At 75.2% G+C, this 23382-nt stretch carries 21 protein-coding genes; 14 read left to right on the forward strand and 7 right to left on the reverse strand.

The window, feature by feature from the left end:
- Positions 1-8: 8 nt before the first annotated feature.
- The 5 genes from CUT44_RS23245 to CUT44_RS23265 form a co-directional block, all read right to left on the reverse strand.
- A complete protein-coding gene (locus tag CUT44_RS23245; RefSeq protein ID WP_100203889.1) occupies positions 9-782 on the reverse strand; it encodes a metallophosphoesterase family protein in 774 nt (257 codons plus the stop codon).
- A complete protein-coding gene (locus CUT44_RS23250) occupies positions 779-1084 on the reverse strand; it encodes a BON domain-containing protein (RefSeq protein ID WP_233221594.1) in 306 nt (101 codons plus the stop codon). Before CUT44_RS23250 ends, CUT44_RS23245 begins: the two co-directional genes overlap by 4 nt.
- Positions 1071-1781: a nucleotidyltransferase family protein gene (locus CUT44_RS23255; RefSeq protein ID WP_408646786.1), complete on the reverse strand. Its 711-nt coding sequence runs from the start codon at positions 1779-1781 to the stop codon at positions 1071-1073. Before CUT44_RS23255 ends, CUT44_RS23250 begins: the two co-directional genes overlap by 14 nt.
- 549 nt (positions 1782-2330) lie before the next feature.
- Positions 2331-3011 carry a DUF4360 domain-containing protein gene (locus CUT44_RS23260; RefSeq protein WP_100203891.1) on the reverse strand — a complete coding sequence of 227 codons (681 nt, stop codon included), beginning with the start codon at positions 3009-3011 and terminating at the stop codon, positions 2331-2333.
- Between the two features lie 479 nt (positions 3012-3490).
- Positions 3491-4144, reverse strand: a complete 654-nt coding sequence (locus CUT44_RS23265) for a DUF4360 domain-containing protein (protein WP_100203892.1) — start codon at positions 4142-4144, stop codon at positions 3491-3493.
- A gap of 1130 nt (positions 4145-5274) precedes the next feature.
- Between CUT44_RS23265 and CUT44_RS23270 the strand changes: the two genes are divergently transcribed.
- The 3 genes from CUT44_RS23270 (at position 5275) to CUT44_RS23280 (ending at position 7843) form a co-directional block, all read left to right on the forward strand.
- Positions 5275-5964 carry a DUF4230 domain-containing protein gene (locus CUT44_RS23270; protein WP_100203893.1) on the forward strand — a complete coding sequence of 230 codons (690 nt, stop codon included), beginning with the start codon at positions 5275-5277 and terminating at the stop codon, positions 5962-5964.
- Between the two features lie 193 nt (positions 5965-6157).
- Positions 6158-6982 carry a MerR family transcriptional regulator gene (locus CUT44_RS23275; RefSeq protein WP_100203894.1) on the forward strand — a complete coding sequence of 275 codons (825 nt, stop codon included), beginning with the start codon at positions 6158-6160 and terminating at the stop codon, positions 6980-6982.
- Positions 6983-7306: 324 nt separating this feature from the next.
- The gene (locus tag CUT44_RS23280; protein WP_100203895.1) at positions 7307-7843 is read left to right on the forward strand and encodes an STAS domain-containing protein; all 537 of its coding nucleotides are present in this window, start codon (positions 7307-7309) and stop codon (positions 7841-7843) included.
- Here the strand turns inward: CUT44_RS23280 and CUT44_RS23285 are convergent.
- Together CUT44_RS23285 and CUT44_RS23290 are read right to left on the reverse strand one after the other, a co-directional pair.
- The gene (locus CUT44_RS23285; RefSeq protein ID WP_100203896.1) at positions 7751-8758 is read right to left on the reverse strand and encodes a sigma-70 family RNA polymerase sigma factor; all 1008 of its coding nucleotides are present in this window, start codon (positions 8756-8758) and stop codon (positions 7751-7753) included. The genes CUT44_RS23280 and CUT44_RS23285 overlap by 93 nt on opposite strands.
- 154 nt (positions 8759-8912) lie before the next feature.
- Complete coding sequence (locus tag CUT44_RS23290; protein WP_100203897.1) at positions 8913-10160, reverse strand: FUSC family protein; 1248 nt, start codon at positions 10158-10160, stop codon at positions 8913-8915.
- A gap of 221 nt (positions 10161-10381) precedes the next feature.
- Here CUT44_RS23290 and CUT44_RS23295 point away from each other — a divergent pair, with 221 nt between their 5' ends.
- The 11 genes from CUT44_RS23295 to CUT44_RS23345 all read left to right on the forward strand — a co-directional run bounded on the left by CUT44_RS23295 (position 10382) and on the right by CUT44_RS23345 (position 23368).
- Positions 10382-11197: an SAM-dependent methyltransferase gene (locus CUT44_RS23295; protein WP_100203898.1), complete on the forward strand. Its 816-nt coding sequence runs from the start codon at positions 10382-10384 to the stop codon at positions 11195-11197.
- A gap of 226 nt (positions 11198-11423) precedes the next feature.
- Entirely contained in the window at positions 11424-13292 is a 1869-nt protein-coding gene (locus CUT44_RS23300) for a GAF domain-containing SpoIIE family protein phosphatase (RefSeq protein WP_100203899.1), read from the forward strand.
- A 205-nt stretch (positions 13293-13497) separates the two neighbouring features.
- Entirely contained in the window at positions 13498-14052 is a 555-nt protein-coding gene (locus CUT44_RS23305) for a hypothetical protein (RefSeq protein WP_100203900.1), read from the forward strand.
- Between the two features lie 80 nt (positions 14053-14132).
- Complete coding sequence (locus tag CUT44_RS23310; RefSeq protein ID WP_100203901.1) at positions 14133-15353, forward strand: inositol-3-phosphate synthase; 1221 nt, start codon at positions 14133-14135, stop codon at positions 15351-15353.
- Positions 15350-16363, forward strand: a complete 1014-nt coding sequence (locus tag CUT44_RS23315) for an HD domain-containing protein (RefSeq protein ID WP_199185809.1) — start codon at positions 15350-15352, stop codon at positions 16361-16363. Before CUT44_RS23310 ends, CUT44_RS23315 begins: the two co-directional genes overlap by 4 nt.
- On the forward strand, positions 16360-17598 hold the full coding sequence (locus tag CUT44_RS23320) for a class I SAM-dependent methyltransferase (RefSeq protein WP_107488063.1): 1239 nt from the start codon (positions 16360-16362) through the stop codon (positions 17596-17598). Before CUT44_RS23315 ends, CUT44_RS23320 begins: the two co-directional genes overlap by 4 nt.
- The gene (locus tag CUT44_RS23325) at positions 17595-18794 is read left to right on the forward strand and encodes a Gfo/Idh/MocA family protein (protein WP_199185810.1); all 1200 of its coding nucleotides are present in this window, start codon (positions 17595-17597) and stop codon (positions 18792-18794) included. The genes CUT44_RS23320 and CUT44_RS23325 overlap by 4 nt, the downstream gene beginning before the upstream one ends.
- Positions 18791-19621 (forward strand): MBL fold metallo-hydrolase, encoded by an 831-nt coding sequence (locus CUT44_RS23330; RefSeq protein ID WP_100203902.1) that lies wholly within the window; start codon positions 18791-18793, stop codon positions 19619-19621. The genes CUT44_RS23325 and CUT44_RS23330 overlap by 4 nt, the downstream gene beginning before the upstream one ends.
- Positions 19618-21150: a YcaO-like family protein gene (locus CUT44_RS23335; RefSeq protein WP_100203903.1), complete on the forward strand. Its 1533-nt coding sequence runs from the start codon at positions 19618-19620 to the stop codon at positions 21148-21150. Before CUT44_RS23330 ends, CUT44_RS23335 begins: the two co-directional genes overlap by 4 nt.
- Complete coding sequence (locus tag CUT44_RS23340) at positions 21147-22094, forward strand: sugar phosphate isomerase/epimerase family protein (protein WP_233221595.1); 948 nt, start codon at positions 21147-21149, stop codon at positions 22092-22094. The genes CUT44_RS23335 and CUT44_RS23340 overlap by 4 nt, the downstream gene beginning before the upstream one ends.
- Entirely contained in the window at positions 22091-23368 is a 1278-nt protein-coding gene (locus CUT44_RS23345; RefSeq protein WP_100203904.1) for a glycosyltransferase family 4 protein, read from the forward strand. The genes CUT44_RS23340 and CUT44_RS23345 overlap by 4 nt, the downstream gene beginning before the upstream one ends.
- The last annotated feature ends 14 nt before the right edge of the window (positions 23369-23382 follow it).

Below are 23382 nucleotides of genomic sequence, written 5' to 3' on the forward strand. Positions count from 1 at the left end.
TCAGCGCCTCAGTGGGCGGCCCGGGCCAGGGACTCGGCGTCGCGGCCCTCCCGCACCGTGCCGGACTCCAGGTGGTACACGGCGAAGGCCCGGCGGATGACCGGCTGGGCGACGTTGCGCACCTTCACCCCGCCGCTGGTGAGGCCGTGCTCGGTACCCGCGTGGGCGTGCCCGTGGACGGCCAGGTCGGCACCGGCGGTGTCCACCGCCTCGGCCAGCAGGTAGCTGCCCAGGAAGGGGTAGATCTCCAGCGGTTCCCCGGCGAGCGTGTCGGGCACCGGGGAGAAGTGCGTCAGGGCGACGCGTACGGCGCAGCCCTGTCGTCCCAGGTCCTCCAGCGCGGTCCGCAGGCCGTCCGCGCAGCCGCGGGTGTAGCGGATGAAGTCCTTCATGGCCCGCTCGCCGAACTCGCTGCCGCAGCGCCCGGCGAACCCGCCGCCGAAGCCCTTGGTGCCCGCGACGCCGACCCGTGTCCCGCGCACGTCGACGACCGTTCCCCCGCCCTCCAGGACGGTCACGCCCGACTCCCGCAGCAGGGCGGTGACCTCCTCCGGACGCTCGTCGTGGTGGTCGTGGTTGCCCAGTACGGCGATCACCGGCACACCCAGGCCGGAGACCTCCTCGGCCACCACCCGGGTCTCCTCCAGGGTGCCGTGCCGGGTCAGGTCACCGGCGAGGAGCAGGAGGTCGGCACATTCGGGCAGGGTCTCGAAGGCCGGGCGGAGCACTCCGGCGCTGTCCGGTCCCATGTGGATGTCACCGACGGCTGCTATGCGGATCATGCGAGTTCCTCCGGGCGGTCGGGGGCGGTGGCGTCGGCCACGACGATGTCGGTCCGTACCGGCACACCGGCCAGCTCCTCCCGGGCGACGCGCTCGACGGTCTCCCGGCACTCGGCGGTGGGGACGGTACCGGTGACCACGACGGCGTCGCCGCGGGACTCGATACGCATGCCCAGCTCGGCGATCTCCTCGCGGACGAGCCGCTCCTGCAGATGGGCGATGCGGTACTCGGTGTTCCCGGCACCGGCACCGGAGCCTTCCCCGGCCCCGGAGCCGGTCCGGCGGGCGTCACGGTCCATCATGGGAGTCCTCCTCCGGTTTGACGACCTGCAGGCGTTCCAGCAGGTAGAGGAAGGCGTCCGGCATCGGATCCGCGCCGCACTCGCGCCGCACCCGGGACCAGTCGACCTTCTCCCGCAGCGCACGGGCGATCGGCAGAACGGCGCCGAAGTCGCAGTGGTGCTCGGTGAAGGCGGTCAGCAGGCTGGCGACCAGGTCGGTCACCGACAGCACGGGCATGTGCACCGACTCCACGGACAGCCGATCGGCCCGGTCCAGCAGTTCGCGGGTCACCGGCTGCCGTGCCAGCCGGAAGATCAGGTCGATGTCCTGTCCCAGGCAGCGTGCCTTGAGCAGCCAGTCCTCCGGAGGTGTGTACACCTTGAGACCGGCGTCGCGCAGCGTGGCGGCCACCGCGTCGGCGTCCTCGGGCAGGACGCAGAAGTCGGCGTCGTGCTGGAGGTTGTCGGGTCCGCCGTGCGCGTACACGGCGACACTGCCCGCCAGCGCGAAGGGGTGCCCCGCGCCCTTGAGCAGGGTGGCCACCTGCTTGGTGGCCTCCAGGATGGCCTGGGTGCGGTTGGGGGGCAGCTCCCCGGGCTCCTCGTGATGGTCCCGGGGCCCCGGGCGCTCCCACTCGCCGCCGGGACCGGACACCGGGCGTGGGCGGGGCGGTGCGTCCCGTCCCGCCGGAGCCTGGCCGCCCGGATACTCCGTCACAGTCACTCCGATCTCCACGTCTCTCGTCGTTTCCCGCGGCCGCGGTGCTTCGCGGCGTACCGCCGGTGGCACCGCTGCGCGGACGCCGGTCGGGCCCTGCCGGTGTCCGGCCGGGGCCCGAGAGCCTTCCACGAGTGCACCGGTACCCGCCGTCGTCCGTTCGATACCGGTTGACACCGGTGGTGAGGAGGTGCCCGGAGGCGGTGCGCGCCCCACGGGACGGCCGGGGGCGGAGCGGGAGAGCACCGGGGGCACGACCGGGAGGGGCGAGACCGAGGAGCGGCGGACGGGTGAGGACGGGTGAGGCTGAGAGAGCTGAGAAAACGGAGAGGGGTCCGGAACGTCCCGGGCGGACGTCCGGACCCCTGTGCGGACCGGGGACGGGCCGGTCCGGCTGTCATCCGGTGAGCCGGTGCCGGCGGCGGCCGCCGCCGGTGGGGGTGCGGCACCGGGCCGGGCGCCGCACCCCGCTGTCAGTCCGGGAGCCCCTCCGGGCACTTCCCGGACCTCGGTCCGGACCTCGGTCCGGATGGTGGCCAGGGGGGAGGATCAGTCCTCTCCCTCGTCACCGCCGCCCTCGTCGCACTCCTTCCATGCGAGCTGGTACGTGGTGTTGACGGAACCGTCGGTGGAGTCCATCGCGATGAGGCTGGTGGTCTCGGCGGTGTTCGAACTGCCACCGCTGACCCGCAGTTCGGTGTTGATGTTGAAGTTCCGCAGTTCGCCGCAGGGCGCCCAGGCCAGCGAGCCGACGGGAACCTCGTCGGTCGACTGCCAGTTGTCGTCGTACGGACCCGCGAGCTGGTGGGTCCCCGACCGGGTCTCCGCCTGGCCCTGGAAGAAGTACTGCGCCTTCTGCGTTGCGGTGGCGCCCTTCTCCAGGTAGGCGTACCCGCGGTAGTTCACGCTCGCGATGGCGTAGGTGAAGCCCTGGGGGACCCGGACGGCCAGGTTGAGCTGGCAGTTCTTCCGGAAGTCCATGGGCTTCGAGCCCACGCCGACCGAGGCGATGTAGTCGCTGTAGGTCACGGTGAAGGCCGTGTTGTCGGGAGCGACGGCCACGGCCGCGGTGCCGAGCGGGCAGCCCGACCCGTTGACCGTGAGGACCTCGATCACCATTCTGTCGGTCGGCGCGTCCTCGAAGTAGGGAGGAGTCGCGACGACGTTCGACGAGAACGACGAGGCGAATAACGCCGCGATCGCGCCGCCGGCAACAAGTGCTCCGGACATGGTTCTCCAATCAATCGTCTGTGAAGCGCGACGGGGCAGAGAGGCCCGACGCGTTTGCCGAGTGAAATCGCCGATTCGCGTCATACCGCGTCTTTGGCGGGCATCGTCCGCCGACTGTGGGCACCACGGCTTCAGGAAAGGAGCGAGAGATTGCGGACACCTCGTTCCCCCGGCGTACAGAAAGCTTTCTCCGATTCCCGCGGGCACTGGTGGGCACCCCGCCGTCCCAGCGATGGAAGTGGCTGGGACGGCGGGACACCGGTCCGCGCGGTTCGGCTCTCCGTACCTCCGCCGACGGGTTTCCCGGTTCTCCGGCACAGCGGGGCGCCGGGCTGGGCGCCGTGCTGTGCGGTACCGGTCACCGCCCCGGTGTGCCCGTGACGGACACGGCCGGTTCGGGGTGACCTTCCCTCGGGGTCCTGTCTTTTCCGCTCGCGGCCGAGCCGGACGCGGTTACGCGTGGACCTTGCGTGTGCGGATCAGCTCTCGCACTTCTTCCAGGCGATGTGGTAGACGGTGCTCACGGCACCGTCGGTGGAGTCCATGGCCACGAAGCTGGTGGTCTCCTTGAGGTTGGAACTGCCGCCGTCGACCCGGAGCTCGGAGTTGATGTTGAAGTTCCGCTCCACGCCGCAGGGCGCCCAGACCATCTCGCCGACCTCGGCCTCGTCCGTGTGCTGCCAGTTGTTGTCGTACGGGCCGTCGATCTTGTGCGTGGCGGACTTGGTCTCGGCCGAGCCCTGGTGGAAGTACTGCGCCTTCTGCAGCGCGGTGGCGCCCTTCTCCAGGTAGGCGTACCCGCGGTAGTTCACGCTCGCGATGGCGTAGGTGAAGCCGTGCGGGACCTTCACGCCCAGGTTGAGCTGGCAGTTCTTCCTGAAGTCGGTCGGGTGCGAGCCCACGCCCACCGAGGCGAGGTAGTTGCTGTAGGTCACGGTGAAGGCGGTGTTGTCGGGGGAGACGGCCACGGCCGCCGTCCCCGCCGGGCAACCCGACCCGTTGACCGTGTTGACGCCGATCTGGATCTTCTCGGCGGGAACCGTGGAAACCGGCTCCGTGCCCATGCTGGTGCCGGCCAGCGCCGAGGCGAATAACGCCGCGGCCGCTCCACCGGCGAGGAAGACTCCGGACATGACTCTCCAATCGATCGTCGCGAACGCGTCGCAACCGGGGGAAACCGGCTCCGTCGGCCCGCGCGGGGGGTGTGCGGGTGTTGCCATCCGGACTCCCGAGAGCTCCCCTTCCGGGACCGGCGCCGGCGGCACGGTCCGGCGTCCGCGGGCAGCCTCCGACAAGGGGCGGTCGTCGGTGCCCGGTGTCCGCGGGGCACGACTCCGGCCGGGGTGCGGCCGGAGCGGTCCACGTACCCGCGCGGACTGTTGCGAACGATGCGGAGCGTGCGGCTGGACGCTGGAGGGCGAGACGGCATCGCGCGACCGGGGAGGTCGCCCATGATCTGGCCTCCGGCTGTCCCGTGGGGGGAGAAGTGGGAGCGCTCCCACAGTAGGGAAGGACAGGCGGCCGGGCAAGGGTGCGTACGTCGTCCGGGAAACACGGCCGAAAGAACGCCCCGCGGAGTGTTCCCGGCGTGATCCCCGCTCCCGCCGCCGGCGAGAGGGGAGTTCCTCCGCGGCGGGAGCGGCGTGCGGCGGACTGTTCTTTCCGGTGGCTTCCGGTGGGTTTTCACCGGAACGGCCCCGATGTTCTGATGATGTTGTCCGATATCCAGTGCACCGGGTGCCGGAGGGTGCTTCCGGCTCACTGTCCCACGAAGGCTTCGCCCTGCCTTTCGACCGCTAATTTCCGCCACCGGGCGCCTTGCTGGAGTTAACCGCCCGGAGGTGATTGTACGGGCGTGCTTGTTTCTGTTATCAGCGGCCCCTCCCTACCGGTCGGCCGTACTGCCGGTTAACCGGGCATTTGCCACTGGGACGTTGTTGGGATTCGCTTCCTCCTGTCCGGGAGGTGGAGAGGCGAACCGGCGGAAGGCGGGCCTCCGCGGTGTGGGGCTCCCCGGCCCGCGGTGGGCGTCCGTACCGCTTCCCCGGACAGCGGGCGGCGGGCGGCGGGCGGCGGGCGGCGGGCGAACAGGGAGAACGGGACCGCCGGGAGCGCGGGGAAGCCGCCGGCCGAGGGCCTGCGCGCGTCCGGGCGCGCAGGCGCGCCGATGCGCCGGTGCGCGGCCCGGTGGCGCCATGAGAAGGCGGATTCCGGGAAGACGGTGGAGGCAGGTTCTTCCCGCCGACCCGGAGGTGTTCACCGGATGGCCCGGTCCGCCAGGTTCTCGCCCGCCCCGCGCCGGCTGCCCTCCGCGCGGTGGCTCGTCCCACCGCTGTTCCTGGTCCTCCTGCTCGCCGGATTCCTGCTGGCCGGGCAGCTTCGCCTGCTCCCGGACCTGAGCAACCCCTTCACCACCGAGACCAAGGACCGCACGGGTCCCGCGGTGCTGAAGTCCCTGCGGGACATGAGCCGTTACGAGGGCGCCTCCGGCACCTTCCAGGTCGTCGTCGATCTGGAGAAGGACGCGAAGTTCCTGCCGGACGCGGTGCGCGGCAGCCGGACCCTGTTCATCGGCACCGGCAGCGTCGGCGCCTATGTGGACCTCGGCGGCCTCGGCAAGGAGGCCGTCACGGTCACCGAGGACCGTGAGGGGGCGACGGTACGACTGCCGCACGCCCGGCTGGAGAAACCCGCGCTGGACGTCGAGCGTTCGTACGCGGTGATGAAGGAGCGCGGGCTGCTCGACCGGCTCGGCGACCTCTTCTCCGACAACCCGGGTGACGAGAGGGAAGTGCACAAGCTGGCGGTGGGGCGCATCGGCGAGGCCGCGAAGGAGAGCGGTCTGACGGCACGCGCCGAGCGGAACACCGAGGACATGCTGGAGAACCTGCTGCGCTCGCTGGGCTTTGAACGGGTCACCGTGTCCTTCGGCGAGCCGGGCGGACGCGGCTGAGCGCGGGCAGCCCGCCCGCCGTCGTCCGGCGCGTCCCGGCCCGCCGCCTCCGTCCGGAGGCGGCGGGCCGGTTACCGTACGGCGACCGGTGACCGCGTCCGGAGTGGCACGCGCCGGAGGGCACCGGTTCGTGTTCAGTTCCGGCCGCGGGCTTGACCATGACACCGTGTGAGGCCCTGAAGTGTGAGGCACCATGTTCACCATCGGAGACTTCGCCAAGCACGGCAGGGTGTCGGTCCGCATGCTGCGGCACTACGACGCGATCGGACTGCTCCGCCCCGCCCGTACCGACCCGGCCAGCGGCTACCGCCACTACGAGGCGGGCCAGCTCGCCCGGCTCAACCGCGTCATCGCGCTGAAGGACCTCGGCCTCACCCTCCAGCAGGTGAAGTCGGTCCTCGACGAGCGGGTGAGCACGGAGGAGCTGCGCGGGATGCTCAGGCTGCGGCGGGCGGAACTTGAGGCCGCGATGGCCGAGGCCGCCGCGCGGCTGGCCCGGGTCGAGGCGAGGCTCCGGACGATCGAGAGCGAGGGACACATGCCCGCCCACGACATCGTGGTCAAAAGCGTTCCCCCCGTCCGGGTGGCCGAGCTGAGCGGCATCGCCGACAGCTACGAACCCGAGGACATCACCCCGGTCATCCAGCCGCTCTACGAGGAGCTGTACCGCCGCCTGGAGCGTGCGGGCATCACCCCCTCCGGGCCGGGCATCGCCTACTACGAGAGTGCCCCGGACCGGGAGGGGGCGGTGGTCGTGCACGCCGGCCTGACGGTCACGGCGGCTCTCGGCGGCGGCCACGACTTCGAGATCGTGGACCTGCCCGGCATCGAGCGTGCCGCCACCGTCGTCCACCGCGGCTCCATGGACGACGTCCTGCCCACCGCCCAGGCGCTGGCCCGCTGGGTGGAGGGGAACGGCTACCGCTCGGCCGGCTACGCGCGGGAGCTGTACCTGGAGGTCCCCGAGGACAAGGGTAAGTGGGTGACCGAGCTCCAGGAGCCGATCGTCCCGGCCTGACCGCCCGGCGCCGCGGCGTGCCGTCCGGGGACCTGCCACCGGGCAGGTCCCCGGACGGCACCGGGCGCCCGTCCGGCGGCGCTCTCGCGGCAGGTACCGGACCGGGCGGCCATCCGACCGCGCAAAGCCGCCTCCCGCTCCGGGGGCGGAACGGTGGTGCGGGGATCACACCGGTGGGGAGCGCGTCACCGCTCTCCGGGGCGCCACCGCACATACCGAGGCAGTCATCCCCGGGGGCCGGGCCGGGACGGCGCCGGGAGACGATGACTTTTCCCTGCCCGGCCGGTCTGCCCCGGTGGAACCCCCTATGACAGGAGGCGGGCCTTGGCGAGGCGTGACGAACAGCGGGCCGGGCGGCGGACCGGACCATGGACCGGGCGGCGTGGGCACCGGGCGGGACGCGCCGGGCCGGAGCCGGCCGTACTCGTGCTCGCGGCCGACCGGCCCGTCACCCGTGCCGACATACCCCGGCTGTGCGAGCGGCTGCACCGGCTGCTGGAGGGCACCCGTACCGGCCCCGTCACCGTCGAGGCGGGCGAGCACTGTGCGGCGGATCTGGTCACGGTCGAGGCACTGGCCCGGCTGCGGCTCACCGCCCAGCGGCTCGGCCGCGGTCTCCGGCTGGCCCACGCCGACGGCGCGCTGTGGTCCCTCCTGGCCTGGGCGGGCCTGGAGGGGCAGCTGTCCGGCCTCCCGGCGGAGGCTCCGCGCGGGGCTCCGGGCGGGGCTCCGGACAGGGCTCCGGACGGGCGGCCGGGACCGGGCGGCTCAGCGGGGGCCGAGCCGCGGCGGCAGGCCGAACAGCGGGAACAGCCTGGCGGTGTCCAGGAACGAGTTGAGCGCGGTGACCCGCCCCCCTGACACCTCGACCACCTGGAGGGCCCAGGGGGTGAAGCCGCCGTCGGGGGCGGGCCGGTACTGCCCAAACCCCTGGCAGCCGTTCGCCGCGACCGGGACCAGCCGTGACCCGCGGCAGCCCGCGCCGTGCCCGACCAGCCACGCCCGTATGTCGGCATGGCCGCGCAGCCACAGCTCGTAGGGGGGCATCGACAGCGTCGCGTCGTCGTGCAGCACCGCGGTGAGCGCGTCGAGGTCGTACTCCTCGAAGGCGCGGACGTAGCGGGCCAGCAGGGCGCGCCGCTCCTCGTCCATCTCCTCCGCCCCGCCGGTGGGGGTGGCTTCGCCCGCGGCGAGAGTCGCCCGCGCCCGCTGGAGCGCGCTGTTGACCGAGGCGACCGTGGTGTCCAGCAGCTCGGCGACCTCGCTCGCCTTCCAGCTCAGCACCTCGCGCAGGATCAGCACCGCCCGCTGGCGGGGCGCCAGGCGCTGCAGCGCGGCGACGAGCGCCAGCCGCACCGACTCCCGTGCCACCGCCGTCTCGGCCGGGTCGCCCGTCCCCGGCAGGATCCGGCCGTCGGGCATCGGCTCGATCCAGGTGGCCTCCGGCAGTGCCGGGCCGGGCGGCAGCTCCGCGCTTCCGGGGGACGACAGGTCCATGGGCCGGGCGCGCCGCTGGCCGCTGCCGAGCATGTCCAGGCAGACGTTGGTGGCGATGCGGTACAGCCAGGACCGCAGCGAGGAGCGTCCTTCGAAGCGGTCCAGGGCCCGCCAGGCCCGCACCATCGTCTCCTGCACGGCGTCCTCCGACTCGAAGGCCGAGCCCAGCATCCGGTAGCAGTAGCCGGTCAGCTCCCGGCGGTACGGCTCCAGCCGCTCCGCGGCGGGCTCGCCCGCCGCCGCGCGCCCGGTGTCCTGTGTCGTCGCGACGTGACTCATGGAGGCCCCCTGTCGACCCTGAAACGCGCCCGGCCGGATCGGTGACGGCACGGGCGGCACACCTTCTCCGGACCCGCCGGCCGCCGGGGCGGCCGACACTGCCCAGCAAACCACCGGCCACTGACAATCGCCCCCGGAGCGGGATTCCGGCCGGTCAGACCTCCGCCCGGGCGGCCGCGGAGCGCCGCCGCCGACGGCGGCGGCGGGGCACCCGGAGGCGGCGCTTGAGCTCGTACAGCACCGGATGCCGGTCCCGCTCCTCCCGGGTGTAGCGGTCGAGCTCCTCCGCCAGGCGTGTGGAGCGCTTCTCCACGTCCAGTTCGTCGAGCATCCGGTCGGCCTCGGCCAGCAGGGCGCCCTGCAGATGCCACTGGCGCGGGTGCTCCTGGGTGCGGGCGAGCAGCAGGTGCGCGACCTTCTCCCGGCTGGTGCGGCCCGCCTCCATCGCCTCGGCCAGCCGGTTCTCCGCCTCCTCGGAGCTGCTGCTGAGCGGGCTGGTGACCAGGACGGCGAAGTTGTGCACCGCGTCGGCCAGGTGGTCGAACAGCTCCTCGGTCGCCGCGGCGACGTCGGGCGGGAACAGCGGTTCGTCCCTGCGGTGCGCGGCCAGGTCGGTCAGGGTCCGCGACATCGCCCTCGTCACGGCGGTGCAGATCTCCAGGGTGTCCAGACCGGTCCGCAGCACGACCCGGGACAGCAGTCCCTCCTTCACCCGGGGGTTGAGCCGCAGGCTCTCCTCGGCCTGCACGAGCGCGTCGTCGACCCGGGTGATGTCGTTGTCCAGCCGGCGCGCCTCGTGGAGCCGGGCGGCGGCGCGGTGCACCGGGACCGGGGAGCCCAGCGGCTCGCGCATGCGCAGCAGCAGCCCGCGCACCCGTCCGGCGAGGTCCTGCAGTGCCTCCTCGGCGGGCTGCACCCACACCGGGGGTACGAACAGCAGGTTGAACAGCAGGCCGACCGCGGCGCCGATCAGGGTCTCCAGCACCCGGCTCAGGGCCAGGTCGGTGGCCCGGGTGACCCCCAGCACCAGCATGGCGCTGATCGCGACCTCGTTGATGAAGTCGCCCGCCCGCACCAGGTGGCCGACGACCAGTGCGGTGAGGATGAGCAGGCCCAGGCTCCACCAGCTCAGCCCCACCAGGGCGCTGAAGCCCACGGCGACCGTGACGCCCGCGACCACGGCGTTGACGCGGGTGATGCCGCTGGTGATCGTGGCGTACAGGGTGACCTGGACGACCAGCAGCGCGGTCAGCGGGGCGAGCAGCGGGGCGCGGGCGTCGGTCAGCCACAGCGCGGCCGCGTAGGCGATGGTGGCGGCGGCGGTGGAGCGCAGGGTCTGCACCACCACGGGCTCCCTGCGCCGCTTGACCAGTTCGATCACGGGTCCGGGAACATCGGGCACACTTACGGCCTTTCCCGTCCGGGGAAGATCGACACGGGCCGTTTGTCCGTCTTTCCCGACGTACCGGCCCCGTCCGCCGCCGCGGGTGCCGGCCGGCGGGCGTGTGCGGTGGCGAAGGCACTGGTCACCCGCGCCGCACCGTTCTAGGTTGGCCCCTGGTACCCGTATCCGCACGACAAGTGCCCGCAGCCGGGCACGACGCACGGCAGGAGCAACCTCACATGGCAGACGTCTCGCCCGCCTCCGACAGGCGGGTGCCGCCGCAGATCGACACCACCGTGCCGCACTCGGCCCGGATCTGGAACTACTGGCTGGGCGGCAAGGACTACTACGAGGTCGACCGGTCGGCGGGCGACCAGTTCGCCGCCCACTTCCCCGCCATCGCCGACACCGCCCGGGCGTTCCGGGAGTTCCTGGGCCGTGCCATCCACCATCTGGCCGGTGAGGTGGGCGTCCGGCAGTTCCTGGACGTCGGCACCGGGCTGCCGACCGCCGACAACACCCACGAGGTCGCCCAGCGCGCCGCGCCCGGTGCCCGGATCGTCTACGTGGACAACGACCCCCTCGTCCTGGCCCACGCCCGCGCCCTGCTCACCTCCACCCCCGAGGGCGCCACCGACTACGTCCACGCCGACCTGCACGACACCGACCGCATCCTGGCCGAGGCCGCCCGCACCCTGGACCTCGACGAGCCCGTCGCCCTGATCCTCAGCGGCATCCTCGGCCACCTCGCCGACCATGAGGAGGCGCTGGCGATCGTGCGGCGGCTGCTGGACCCCCTGCCGCCGGGCAGCCATCTGGTGGTCTGCGACGGCACGGACACCGACGAGGTGCTCAACGAGGCGCAGGAGCAGCACAACGAGGGCGGCGCGTCCCAGTACCACCTGCGCAGCCCCGAGCAGATCGCCGGTTACTTCGGCGGCCTGGAACTGCTGGAGCCCGGTGTGGTGCCGTGCTCGCGGTGGCGTCCGGAGACCAGCACCACCGGAGTCCTGACCGAGGCACACGCCTACAGCGGCGTGGGCCGCAAGCCGTAGCGGACGCCCGTCGCCGCCGGCCGACCGCCGGCCGACCGCCGTCCGGCACCGCCGCGGCCCCCGGCGGCCTCCCGGACGTCCGGCGGGACCGGCCCGGCCGCCCGTACGGCCCGCGCCGGATGTCTGCGAGGCCGGGAAAGGGGTACCCGGCGGTGCCGGACGGCGGTCGGCCGGCGGCGTCCGGCACCGCCGGAGACCGGCCCAGGCGGTGAGAGGACAGCGAGGGATGAACGCGACCGGCCGGACGCAGGAGCCCGGTGTCCTCCTGCGGGCGGTCTTCGAGGACCTGGGCGCCGGGGTGATCGCCGCGGACGCCACCGGCGGGGTGATCGCCGCCAATCCCCGCGCGGAGCAGCTCGTGGCCCGTCCGGCGCCGGAGATGCTCGGCCGCAACCTGCACGACCTGCTGCACCGCAACGCGGACGGCAGCGGGATCCCCCGCGAGCGGTGCCGGATGCTGCGGGTGCTCGCCGACGGCAGACCGGCCGAGGGCAGCGACGAGTACCTGCTGCGGGGCGACGGCGTCACCGTGCCGATCATCTGGTCCGCCTCCCGGCTGCGGCTGGCCGGCGAGCCGGACGGGCTCGTGCTCGTCTTCCACGACTTCAGCGTCCGCCGGGCCGCGGAGGAGCAGACGGCGGCCCACCTGGCGGCGCTGGAGACCCTGACCGCGCGGCTGACGCTGGTGGCCGAGGTCTCCAGCGTCCTCATCTCCAGCCTGGACGTCCCCGCGGTGCTGCGGCGGGTGGGACGGCTGCTGGTGCCGGAACTCGCCGACTGGACGGCGGTGGACGTCCACACCGGCCAGCCGGGCGAGGTGCGCCGGGTCGCCGTCCACAGCGGCACCGACCCGGTGTCCGCCGGGGAGCTGGAGGGCTCGCTGCCGCTCCTGCCGGAGGCGTCCGGCGCGCCCCTGGCCCGCGCGCTGCGCGGCACCCGGCCGGTCCCGGTGAGCGCCGCGGACACCGGCGGTTCCGTACGGGAGCCCGACACCCCGTTCACGGCCGCCCACCGGCAGCTCTTCGAACGGCTCGGCGGGCACAGCGCGGTCGTGGTGCCGCTGCACAGCCGCAGGCAGGTCTACGGGGCCCTGACGGCGGCCCGTACCGGGGACTCCCCGCCCTACAGCGAGGACGAGACGATGCTCCTCGCCGACATCGGCCGCCGGGCCGGGCTGGCGATGGACAACGCCCGCCTCTTCGACCAGCAGCGCCATGTGGCCGAGGCCATGCAGCGCCATCTCCTGACCCCGCTGCCGCAGGTGGACCACCTGCGGATGGCGGCCCGTTACCGGCCCGCCGAGATGGCCGCCGAGATCGGCGGGGACTGGTACGACGCCTTCCTGCTGGCCGACGGGGCCGTCACCATGGTCATCGGGGACGTGGTGGGGCACGACCTGCAGGCGGCCGCCCACATGGCCGAGGTGCGCAACATGCTGCGTGCCCTGGCCTGGGACCGGCAGGAGCCCCCCAGCCTGGTCATGCGCCGGCTGGACGAGGCCATGACCAACACCAGCGACGCCCCCATGGCCACCGTCGTCTTCGCCCGGGTGGAGGGCGACGAGGGCGGTCCCTGGCAACTGCACTGGGTCAACGCCGGGCACCCTCCGCCGCTGCTGGCCGCCGCCGACGGCCGGACCCGCTGGCTGGAGGGCGGCCACGGCCCGCTGCTGGGCATGAGCGCGACCCTGCGGCTGGGGCTGTCCTGGCCCGACGCCCGCGAGGACCTGCCTCCGGAGTCGACGGTGCTGTTCTACACCGACGGCCTGGTGGAGAGCCGCAACCGGCCGGTCGACACCGGCATGGCCCTGCTGTGCCGGCACGCCGCCGCCCTGGCCCGCAGCGATGTGGAGGACTTCTGCGACGAGCTGCTGGAACGCATGGATCCCCGCGGCGACGACGTGGCCCTGCTCGCCCTGCGGCTGCCGCCGTACGGGGCCGGTGCCCCGGGTGACGACACTCCGCAGCCGGCGCGGGGCAGGCGCGCGCACAGCCCGGCCGACGCCTCCAGGTCGGCCCCCGGGGCCGAGGCGCTGGGCGCCGACGAGGTGCTCGCGGACGCGCCCCGGGGCACCGCCCGGCCGCCCCTGCCCTGACGCCTCCGGCCGCCGGACCGGGCCACGGCGGCCGGAGGCCGGTACGGCATTCGGGTCGTGATGATGCGAGATCCCCGGGCGTGGGTGATGCTGGCATGCGAGCCGGTACATATGAGTCCATATCGGACGAATATGGCTGCCGAGACTCCGGCTCGGTCCGTGCCGGTGAACCGGACGGCGCCACCGACGACCCGTGAGGAACATCGTGTCAGAACGCAACACCTTCGCCCGGAGCCTGCACGACCTCGGCCTGGGGGCCTGGTTCGGCGGATCGCTGATGGGAGTCATCGGCCTCAACGGCGCCGCCGCCGACGAGGACACCGCCGACCGCGACCGGGTCTCCACCAACGGCTGGGCCAAATGGACCCCGGTCAACGCCGCCGCGATCGCCGCCCACCTGATCGGCGGCACCGTCATCCTGGCGGCCAACGCCCGCCGGGTGCAGTACCAGCGCGGCGTCGACGTCTCCACCGCGGCGAAACTCGCCGCCACCGGGGCGGCGATGGCCGCGACCGCCTACACGCGGGTCCTGGGCAAGCGCCTGGAGCGGGCCACCGAGCCGGAGCCCGGCGGCGGCGAGGGCACCGAGGACCTGATGTCCGCCGACGACGCGCGGCGTCAGATGCACATCGCCCAGTGGGCGGTCCCCGCGCTGACCGGTGTCGTGATGGTGCTCAACTCCCTCCACGGCGAGCAGCAGCGCCCGGAGGAGCAGCGGCGGGGGATCCTGCAGCGGGTCACCGGGCGCGATGTCCCCTGACCCGCTCCCGTTCCGTACGTCCGGCGGCGGTACCGCCGCGGCGCGGTACCGCCGGATGCCGATCCGCAGGGAGGCGAACCATGCACGAGCCGGCCGGTGACGGACCCGCGCGGCGGCTGGGAGCGGCCGTCGTGGGACTGGGCGGCGCGGTGGCCACGACGGCCGTGGCCGGCGTCGAACTGCTCAGGCTCGGCAGCTGCGGACCGGAGGGTCTGCCCCTGGCGGCGCGCGGCGACCTGGTGCCCTACGACGCCCTGGTCTTCGGCGGCTGGGACGTGTCCGCCGACGACCTGGCGAAGGCGGCCCACCTGCACGGCGTCCTGGACCCGGCCCAGATCGAGGCCGTGGCCCCCCGGATGCAGCAGCTGCGCCCCTGGCCGGCCGTCGCGGACCCGGCGTACTGCCGCGGGGTGACCGGGGCGAACGTCACGACGGCCGGCACCCCGCGCGAGCGGGCCGAACGGATCCGGGCGGACCTGCGGGGCTTCAGGACCGAGCAGGGCCTGGACACGGTGGTCGTGGTCAACCTGGCCTCCACCGAACGCCGCCCGGACCCGGCCGCGCCGGCGCTCGCCTCCCCCGAGGCGTTCGAGGAGGCGCTCGACCGGGGGGACGAGGCCGTCACCCCGGCCATGGTGTACGCCTACGCGGCCCTGCGGGAGGGCATGCCGTACGTGAACTTCACCCCCAGCGTCGGGGCCGACGCGCCGGCCCTGACCGAGCTGGCCGAGCGGCTGGGGGTGCCGGTCGCCGGCAAGGACGGCAAGACCGGGCAGACCCTGCTCAAGACCGTGCTCGCTCCCGCGCTGCGCTCCCGCGCGCTGCGGGTGGAGGGCTGGTACTCCACCAATCTGCTGGGCAACCGGGACGGCCGGGCGCTGGAGGACCCGGACTCGCTGGCCAGCAAGACGGCCACCAAGGGCGCCGCGCTGGACGCCCTGCTGGGCTACCCGGTCGAGGACCATCTGGTCCGCATCGAGTACTACCGGCCGCGCGGGGACCGGAAGGAGGCGTGGGACAACGTCGATCTGGTGGGCTTCCTCGGCCACCGCATGCAGCTGAAGATCGACTTCCTGTGCCGGGACTCCGTGCTGGCCGCGCCGCTGGTCCTGGAGCTCGTCCGGCTGCTCGCGGAGGCGCGGCGCCGGGGCGAGCGGGGGCCGCAGGAGCAGTTCGGGTTCTTCTTCAAGGCCCCGGCGACCCGCGACGGACGCGTGCCGGAGCACGCCCTGCACCGCCAGGAACGCCGGCTGCTGGAGTGGCTGGACCGCACCGGCGCGCCGGAGGTCGTACGGCCGTGACGCACACCGCATCCCCGGCGGCGCGGGGCGCACCCGGAGAACCTCCCGCGGTGGTGCCGCGGCGGGCGCTGCGCGCCGCGGCACCGCTGTTCCGCGAGCTCGGCGACCTCAAGCGGGTACGCACCGCCGGATGCGCGGGCTCGGTCGCCGAGCGCTCCTTCCTGCGGGCCTGGACGGCGCTGGCCCGGGGCGCCGACCCCGGCGAGGTCGCCGCGGCCGAGTGCGCCGCCGCCGTGGCCGGCGCGCGCCTGGCCGGGGTGGACGGCCCGGTGCTGCGCCGCTGCGGGCTCGGCGAGCGGGAGGCCGCCGACGTGCTGCGGCGCTCGGTGGAGACGCACCGCGGCCGGCTGGAGCCGCGGACCCTGGACCGGCTGGCGGAGGCGCTGCCCGGCCTGGTGGCCGAGCCCTCCGGACCGTCCGGTGCCGACGGGGCGCCGCGGTTCGCGCGGGCCCTGTGCGCCCAGCCCCGGGCCGGCGCCACCTGCCCGGGACGCCCGCGGCTGATGGCCGAACCGGCCGAGAGCCACGGCGACCACTGCTGGGCCACCGCGGTCTGCGCGGCGCTGCTGGCCGACGCGTTCGGCGCCGATCCGGCGGACGCCTTCCTCCTCGGCCTCGCCCACCACCTGCACAACGCCGTCCTGCCCGACGCCGGGTTCGCCGGTGAGGAACTGCTGGGCGAGTATCTGCCCGGTATCACCGCCCGGCTGACCGACCGTGAGCTGGCCGGCCTGCCCCCCTCCCTCGCGGCCCGGCTGACCGCCCTGCTGGACGCCCGCGAGGAGACCGCGCGCCCGGCCTCCCGCGCCTTCCAGGCCGCCGACGTCCTGGACCGGGTGCTCCAGACGCACCACCACGCGCGCGCCGCCGCCTTCACCGCCGAGCAGGCGCTGGGGGAGATGCGCCTGGTGCACGACTCCCCGGTGGCGGACTTCCACCACGCGGTGCTGGCCGCGGCGGGGCCGGGGGAGCCGGTGGGCCCCGGGGCGCCCGGACGGGAGTCCGGATGAGTGACACGGTGCGCGGCGAACCGGCAGCCCGGGAGACCGCCCGGGGGACCGCCCCGGAGACGGCCGGCCTGGTCAGTCCCGTCAACGGGGCGCCGCTGGTCCCCTGCGGTCCGGGCCTGCTGTCCGACGGGGAACGGCGCTGGCCGGTCGTCGCGGGCATCCCCTGGCTGCGCACCGGGCGTGAGGAGCTGCGCGAGCGGGCGGTCGGTCACCTCGCCCGCGGCGACGTCACCGGATCCGCGGTGGCGCTGCTCGCCGACGCCGACGACTGGTGGGACCGCCCGCCGCCGCCCGCCGGGCGGCTGCGCGCCGCGCTGGCCGCGCCCACCCTGCGCGAGGCGGTCCGGCTGCTGGACATGGGCCGGGTGGGGGACTACTTCCTGCACCGGTGGAGCGACCCGACCTGGCTGGCCGTCCTCGCCCTGACGGACCGCCATCCCCCCGGGGAGCTTCCGGTGCTGGAGCCCGCCTGCGGAGCGGGCCACCTGCTGCGCGAGCTGGCGCTGCGCGGGCACCGCGAGGTGACGGGGATCGACGTCGTCTTCGCCAAGCTGTGGCTGGCCCGGCGCTTCGTCGCCCCCACCGCCCGGCTGATCTGCGCGGACCTCACCGCACCCTGGCCGCTCCTGCCGCGCGGCCCGGCGTACGTGGCGTGCCACGACGCGCTGTACTTCCTGCCGGACAAGCACCGGGTCGTCCACCGCGCCTGCCTGCGTGCCGACCGCGACGGCGGCGGCGCCGTCGTCCTGGGGCACTGCCACAACGCCCTGGTACCGGGCCAGGGCGCGGGACTTCCGCTGGACCCGGCCGGCTGGCGGTCGCTGCTGCCGCACGCCCTGTGCTACGACGACGCCGAACTGACCCGGGCCGCGCTGGAGGGAACCGCCCCCGCCCCCCGGTCCGTACGGGAGCTGGCCGGCAGCGCGGCGCTGGCCCTGGTGGACGCCCCGGCCCCGCCGCCCGTCCACCACCGCCCCGGCAGGCTCCTGCGGCCCGTCCCGGGGCGCCCCCTGCGGCTCAACCCCCTCTACCGCGCCGGACGGCGGCACTGGCCGGGGGAGCGCTGGCGGGCCGAGTACGCGGTGGCCTCCCCGGTCGGCGCCGCCGACTACCTGCCCGAGCGCGTACGGCTGTCCGAGGACGTGCTCGCCGACGCCCGGGCCGGCCGTCCGACCCCCGAGGTGCTGGAGTACGCCCGCCGCCGGGTGCTGCTGGACCTGCCGGAGCGGTGGTGAGCGCGGTGCGGCCCGCCGGACGGCGGGCACTGGGGGAGAGCCGACCCGGTCGGGACGACGGGGCCGGCAGGGCCGGCTGCGCCTGGGGAATCGCAGGCTGCGGCTGGGTGGCCCGGGACCACTTCCTGCCCGGACTGCTCCAGGCCGCCCGCAGGCATCCGGCCGCGCCCCCGCGGCTGGTCGCGGCGGCCGACCCCGACCCGGCCGCCGCCGCCCGGCTGGCGCGACGGGCACCCGGCGCGAGCACCGCCGCGGACACCGGGGAGCTGCTGGCCGGGCACCGGCCCGACGCGGTGTACGTCGCCGTGCCCAACCACGCCCACCGCCGGGTCGTCGAGGAGGTCGCCGCCGCCGGGACGCCGGTGCTGTGCGAGAAGCCGCTGGCGGCGGACCTCGCCGACGCCGAGGCGCTGGTCGCGGCCTGCCGCCGGGCGGGCGTGCTCGCGGGCACCGCCTACGACCAGCGCTTCCATCCGGCCCACCGGGCCGCGGCGGACCTGGTGGCCGCCGGGGAGCTGGGCACGGTCACCGCGGTGCGGATCGTCTACGGCTGCTGGCTGCCGCCCGCCTGGTCACCGGACGGCCGCCGGTACGACAACTGGCGCGCGGACCCGGCGCGCGCCGGCGGCGGCGCGCTGCTCGATCTCGCCCCGCACGGCCTGGACCTGGTGGGGGTACTGCTCGGCGGGGACGACGTGGAGCAGCTGGCGGCCGTGACGCAGCGCCGGGTGCACCCCTACCCGGTCGACGACGGAGCCGCACTGGCCGGCCTCACCCGCGGTGGGGTCCTCTTCGGCGCGCATGTCGCCTACAACATCCCCGAGGCCCCCGGCACACCGCCGCGCCGCAGGCTGGAGATCACCGGCACCCGCGGCACACTGACCGCGCTCGACACCCTCGGGCAGGAACCCGGCGGAACGGTGAGGCTGACCGGCGCCCGCGGCGGCCCGCCGGCACCGGTGCGCTTCGACACCTCGCTGTCGCCCTTCACCCGCCAGATCGAGGAGTTCTCGGCGGCCGTGGCGGCCACCGCGGCCGGCGTCCCGCCGGAGCTCGCCTGGCCGTGGCCGCTGGAGCGGGACCTGGCCCTGCACCGCCTGCTGCTCACGGCCCTGGACCGCACGGGCACCGCGCTCCCGCCGCCGGCGCCCGCGGGGCCGGAGCCGCCGCACACCGCCCCGGAGGGCGTCCGATGACCCTGCGCCCGTACGCCTGCGCCGGCTGCGGCCACTGGCAGCGCTGGTTCGCCCCGCCGCCCGACTGCCCCGTCTGCCGCGACGTGCGCAACGCCCTGCCCGCGGACGGCTGGGAGCTGCCGGCGGAGAAGTCGGTGGCCGACCGGCTCGCCACCCGCCGGTACCGGCCGGTGGAGGGGATCACCGGGTTCACCACCGATCCGCCCTTCGGGCTGGGGTCCACCGGCTGGCTGATCGGGACGCCGGAGGGCAACGTCGGCTGGGAGGCCGCGCCGTACTACCCGCCCGACGCGCTGGCCGAGATCCGGGCGCTGGGCGGCATCGCCCGGCTGGGCGCCAGCCATGTGCACGGCTACGGGGCGCTGTGGCAGCTCCAGGAGCGGTTCGACCCGCCCGTCGTCGCCGTCGGGGTGGCGGACCTGGAGTGGACGAAGGCCTTCCGGGTGACCTGGCCCGTGGATGAGGAGCTGGAACTGGCCCGGGGCCTGACGATGTACCGCACCGGCGGTCACTTCCCCGGCCACTGCGTGCTCCACGACGCGGAGCGGGGAATCCTGTTCTGCGGGGACGCGCTCAAGGTCGATCTGGACGGCGGCGGCGCCCCGCGCGCCCTGTCCTGCCACAAGGCCTACCACGCCCGGATCCCGCTCTCGCACGCCGAACTGCGCGTCTACCGGGAGGTGATCGGCCGGCTGGACTTCCACGCGGTGGCCACCCCCTTCGAGTTCGCCGCGCCGGTGACCACCGAGGACGTGCTGCGCCTGTTCGACCGGCAGCTGTCCGGACAGCCCGGCACGGCGCCCGTACCGTTGGAGGACCTGCGGTGAGCACCGAAGCGAACACCGAAGCGAACACCGACACGAGCGCCGAAGCGGGAACCGGGGAGGGCACCGGGCGGAACGCCGCGGTCCGCGCCTACCGCCGGGCCCTGGGCCCCGGCCGCTGCGGCGACTTCGACATCGGCGCCCTGGACCGCACCGGCGTCCCCGTCGTCTCGGCCGACCACACCGACCCCGCGGGGAGGCGCCACGCGGCCTGCGGCTACGGCGCCGCCCCGGAACAGGCCCGCACCGGTGCCTACGGCGAGCTCGCCGAGGAGGTCCTGCCCGCCCGCCGGCTGGCCGCCCTGCCGCGCCGCCTGGCCTCCTACGCGGAGCTGGTGCGCGAACGCGGCCGCGACCGGGTCGCCGACCCCGTCTCCCTGACCCTGCCCGCCGGTGCCGGCTACACCGACGACCGCCCCCTGGAGTGGGTCCCCCTCCGGCGGCTGCGCACCGGCGAGGAGGTGCTGGTGCCCGCCGAGTTCGCCGCCTCCGACCCCGGCGACCTGCCCGGCGGCCCCCCGCCGGGCGGTTGGCTGACCACTCCGGTCACCAACGGGCTGGGCGCCGGCGACACGCGCGAGCGCGCCCTGTCCCACGCCCTGCTGGAGATCCTCCAGCGCGACGGGAACGCCACCGCGCACCGGGCGATGGACCGGGGTGTGGTGATCGAGCCGGACGAGGTGGCCGATCCCGTCACCCGGCGGGTGCTCGACCGGCTGCGGTCGGCGGGTGTGACGGTCCTGCCCAAGCTGGCCTCCACCGCCTTCGGCATGGCCGACGTCCATGTGGTCGGCACCGACGCCGACCCCGCGGCGCCGCCCCTGGTGCTCACCGCCTGCGGCGAGGCCGCCCACCCGGACCGGGAGACGGCGCTGCGCAAGGCGGTGCTGGAGTACGCCTCCTCCCGGGTCCGCAAGATCTTCTTCCACGGTCCGCTGGAGACGGCCGCCCGGGTCGCCCCGCCCGGCTACCTGGAGCGCGAGCTGTCCGCGCCCGTGCCCGCCCAGGAGCCGCGGGCCCTGGCGGCGATGGCGGCCTGGACGGCGATGGACGCCGCGGGGCTGCGGGCCCTGCTGGAGCCGGCCGTGCTGGCACGGCGCTCCACCGTGCCCTTCTCCGCGCTGCCCACCGTGGCGGCGGGCGCCCTGGCGGACCCCGCCGTGCTCCTGGCGGACCTGCTGGAGCGGCTCGCGGACTTCGACGTGCTGGTGCTGGAGACGGGTGGGCCGGAGGCGTGGGCGGTCAAGGTACTGGTGCCCGGCACGGAGGTGGAGACCATGTCGTACGGACGCGTCGGCGAACGCGGTGTGCGGCGGCTGCTGGAGCGCGGGTCGGAGCTGGCCGGGCTGGGCCCGCCACCCGGGCCCGGGGCGCGGCCGGTGCACCTGCGGCCGGAGGCGCGCGAGCGGCTGGGCGGTCCGGCCTGGTTCGACGCGGCGGCCGCCCGGCGGCTGGTGGGGCCGCTGTACCCGCTCTACCGCGAGCCCGCCCGGCACGCGGTGGCCCGGCTGGCGGCCGGAGGCGCGCGGTGAGCGCGGCGGGCGGCCTGCGCTACGCCTACAACACCAACGGGATGACCTCCCACCGGCTGGCGGACGCCCTGGCCCTGCTGGCGGACAGCGGCTACGACGGGGTGGCGCTCACCGTGGACGTGGCCCACCACGACCCCTTCGCCCCCGGCCTGGCCGCCCGTACCGCCGCGCTGGCCCGCCGGCTGGACCGGCTGGGCCTGGCCGTCACCGTGGAGACCGGTGCCCGCTTCCTGCTGGACCCCCGGCGCAAGCACGAGCCGACCCTGGTCACCGCCGACCCCGCGGGACGGGCCCGCCGGCTGGCGTTCCTGCGGCTGTGCGCGGACATCGCCGCGGACCTCGGTGGCGAGGCGGTGTCGTTCTGGGCGGGCGTGCCGGCCCCCGGCACGGACGCGTCCCCGGGCGGGACGGCCTGGCGGCACCTGGTGGAAGGGACGCGCGCGGTCGTCGAGTACGCGGCCGGGCGCGGGGTGACGGCGGCCTTCGAGCCCGAGCCGGGGATGCTGGTGCAGGACTGCGCGGACTGGCACCGGCTGGCCGCCGAGGTGCCCGGGCTGCGGCTGGCCCTGGACACCGGTCACTGCCTGGTGACCGGGGCCCTGTCGCCGCCGGACGCGGTCCGGGCCCACGCCCGCGAGCTGGGCGCGGTCGCCGTGGAGGACATGCCGCGCGGCCGTCACGAGCACCGCGCCCCGGGTGAGGGGGACATGGACCTGCCCGCCGTGCTCGGGGCGCTGCGCGCCGTGGGGTACGGCGGGCTTGTCTCCCTGGAACTGTCCCGCGACGCCCACCGCGCCGACACCCTGGTGCCCGCCGCGCTGGCGGCCCTGCGCCGCGCCGAGGCCCGCGCCCCCGCGCGGACCGGGGCGGACACCGCTCCGGCCGGCACCCCGGACACCGCCCCGGACACCGCCGTGGCCACCGCTCCGGAGGGGGCCCGATGAGGATCTGCTTCGTCTCGCGGCGCTACTGGCCCGCCGTGTCGGGGATGAGCGCCTACGCGGAGAACCTGCTGCGCGCCCTGACCGCCGCCGGACACGAGGTCACCCTGGTGGCCCAGTACCGCGGCGACCGGGCGGGCCGGGCCGTCTACGGCGGCGGCCCGCCACCGCCCGGACGAGTGCCCGAGGGCGTGCGTCTGGTGGCGCTGGAGTCGGTGGGGGAGCAGGCCGTCAACCGCGGCCGACCGGCCGACTTCGAGGCCGATGTGGCGGCCCTGCGCGAGACGGTGGCCGCGCTGCACCAACGGGCCCCGCTGGACGTGGTGCACGCCCAGTACGGCTATCCGCCGGGACTGGCCGCGCTGGAGGCCTCCTACCTGCTGGGCGTCCCGGCCGTGGTCTCCGTCCAGGGCGGTGACGGGCACTGGGTCGGCACCTGCTGCGGCACCCACCGCGCGGCCATCCGGCGGGTCCTGCGCGAGGCCCCGGCCCTGCTGATCGGCTCCCGGTCCTTCGCGGCCGAGGTCGCCGAGCGCCACCGCGTCCCGGCCGGGCGCTTCACCGTGGTGCCCGGCGCCACCGACACCGCTCTCTTCCGCCCCCGGCCCGGCCGGGAGCCGGGCGCGGCGGGCGAGGTGCCGGTGCTGCTGTACCACGGCCGGATCGACGCCCGCAAAGGCGTCTTCGAGCTGCTGGAGGCGGTACGGCTGCTGCTCGCCCGGGGCAGGCGGCTGCGGCTGCTGGTCTCGGGCACCGGCCCGGACGCGGACGCCGTGGCCCGCCGGGCGCGGGAGCCGGAGCTGGCCGCCGCCGTGGAGGTGCTGGGCCCGGCCGGCTACCACGAGGCCCCGGCCGTGTACCACCGGGGAGACGTGTTCGTGAGCCCCACCTGGGCGGAGGGCTTCTCCAACACCATCCTGGAGGCCATGGCCACGGGCCTGCCGGTGGTCTCCACCCGGACGGTCGGGGTGGTGGACTGCGTACGGGACGGTGTGAACGGGCTGCTGGTCCCGCCCCGCGACCCGGCCGCGCTGGCGGACGCCGTCGGCAGGCTGCTCGACGACCCGCCGCTGCGGGGCGCCCTGGCCCGCGCCGCGCTGGACCAGGTGCGGCGGCAGTGGTCCTGGCCGGTGGCCGCGGCGCGCATCGGCGCGGTCTACGAGCGGGTCCTCGGCGACTGGACCCCGCCCCGGCCCCCCGGCGCCGGGATCCCCGCCCGGGTGGTGGGGAGCGCCGACCCGGCCTGCCGGTTCCGCCGGGCCCCGCACCTGCTGTGAGCCCTCCCGTGCCT

Origin of the sequence: Streptomyces carminius, from assembly GCF_002794255.1 — a bacterium.
Lineage (GTDB): Bacteria > Actinomycetota > Actinomycetes > Streptomycetales > Streptomycetaceae > Streptomyces > Streptomyces carminius.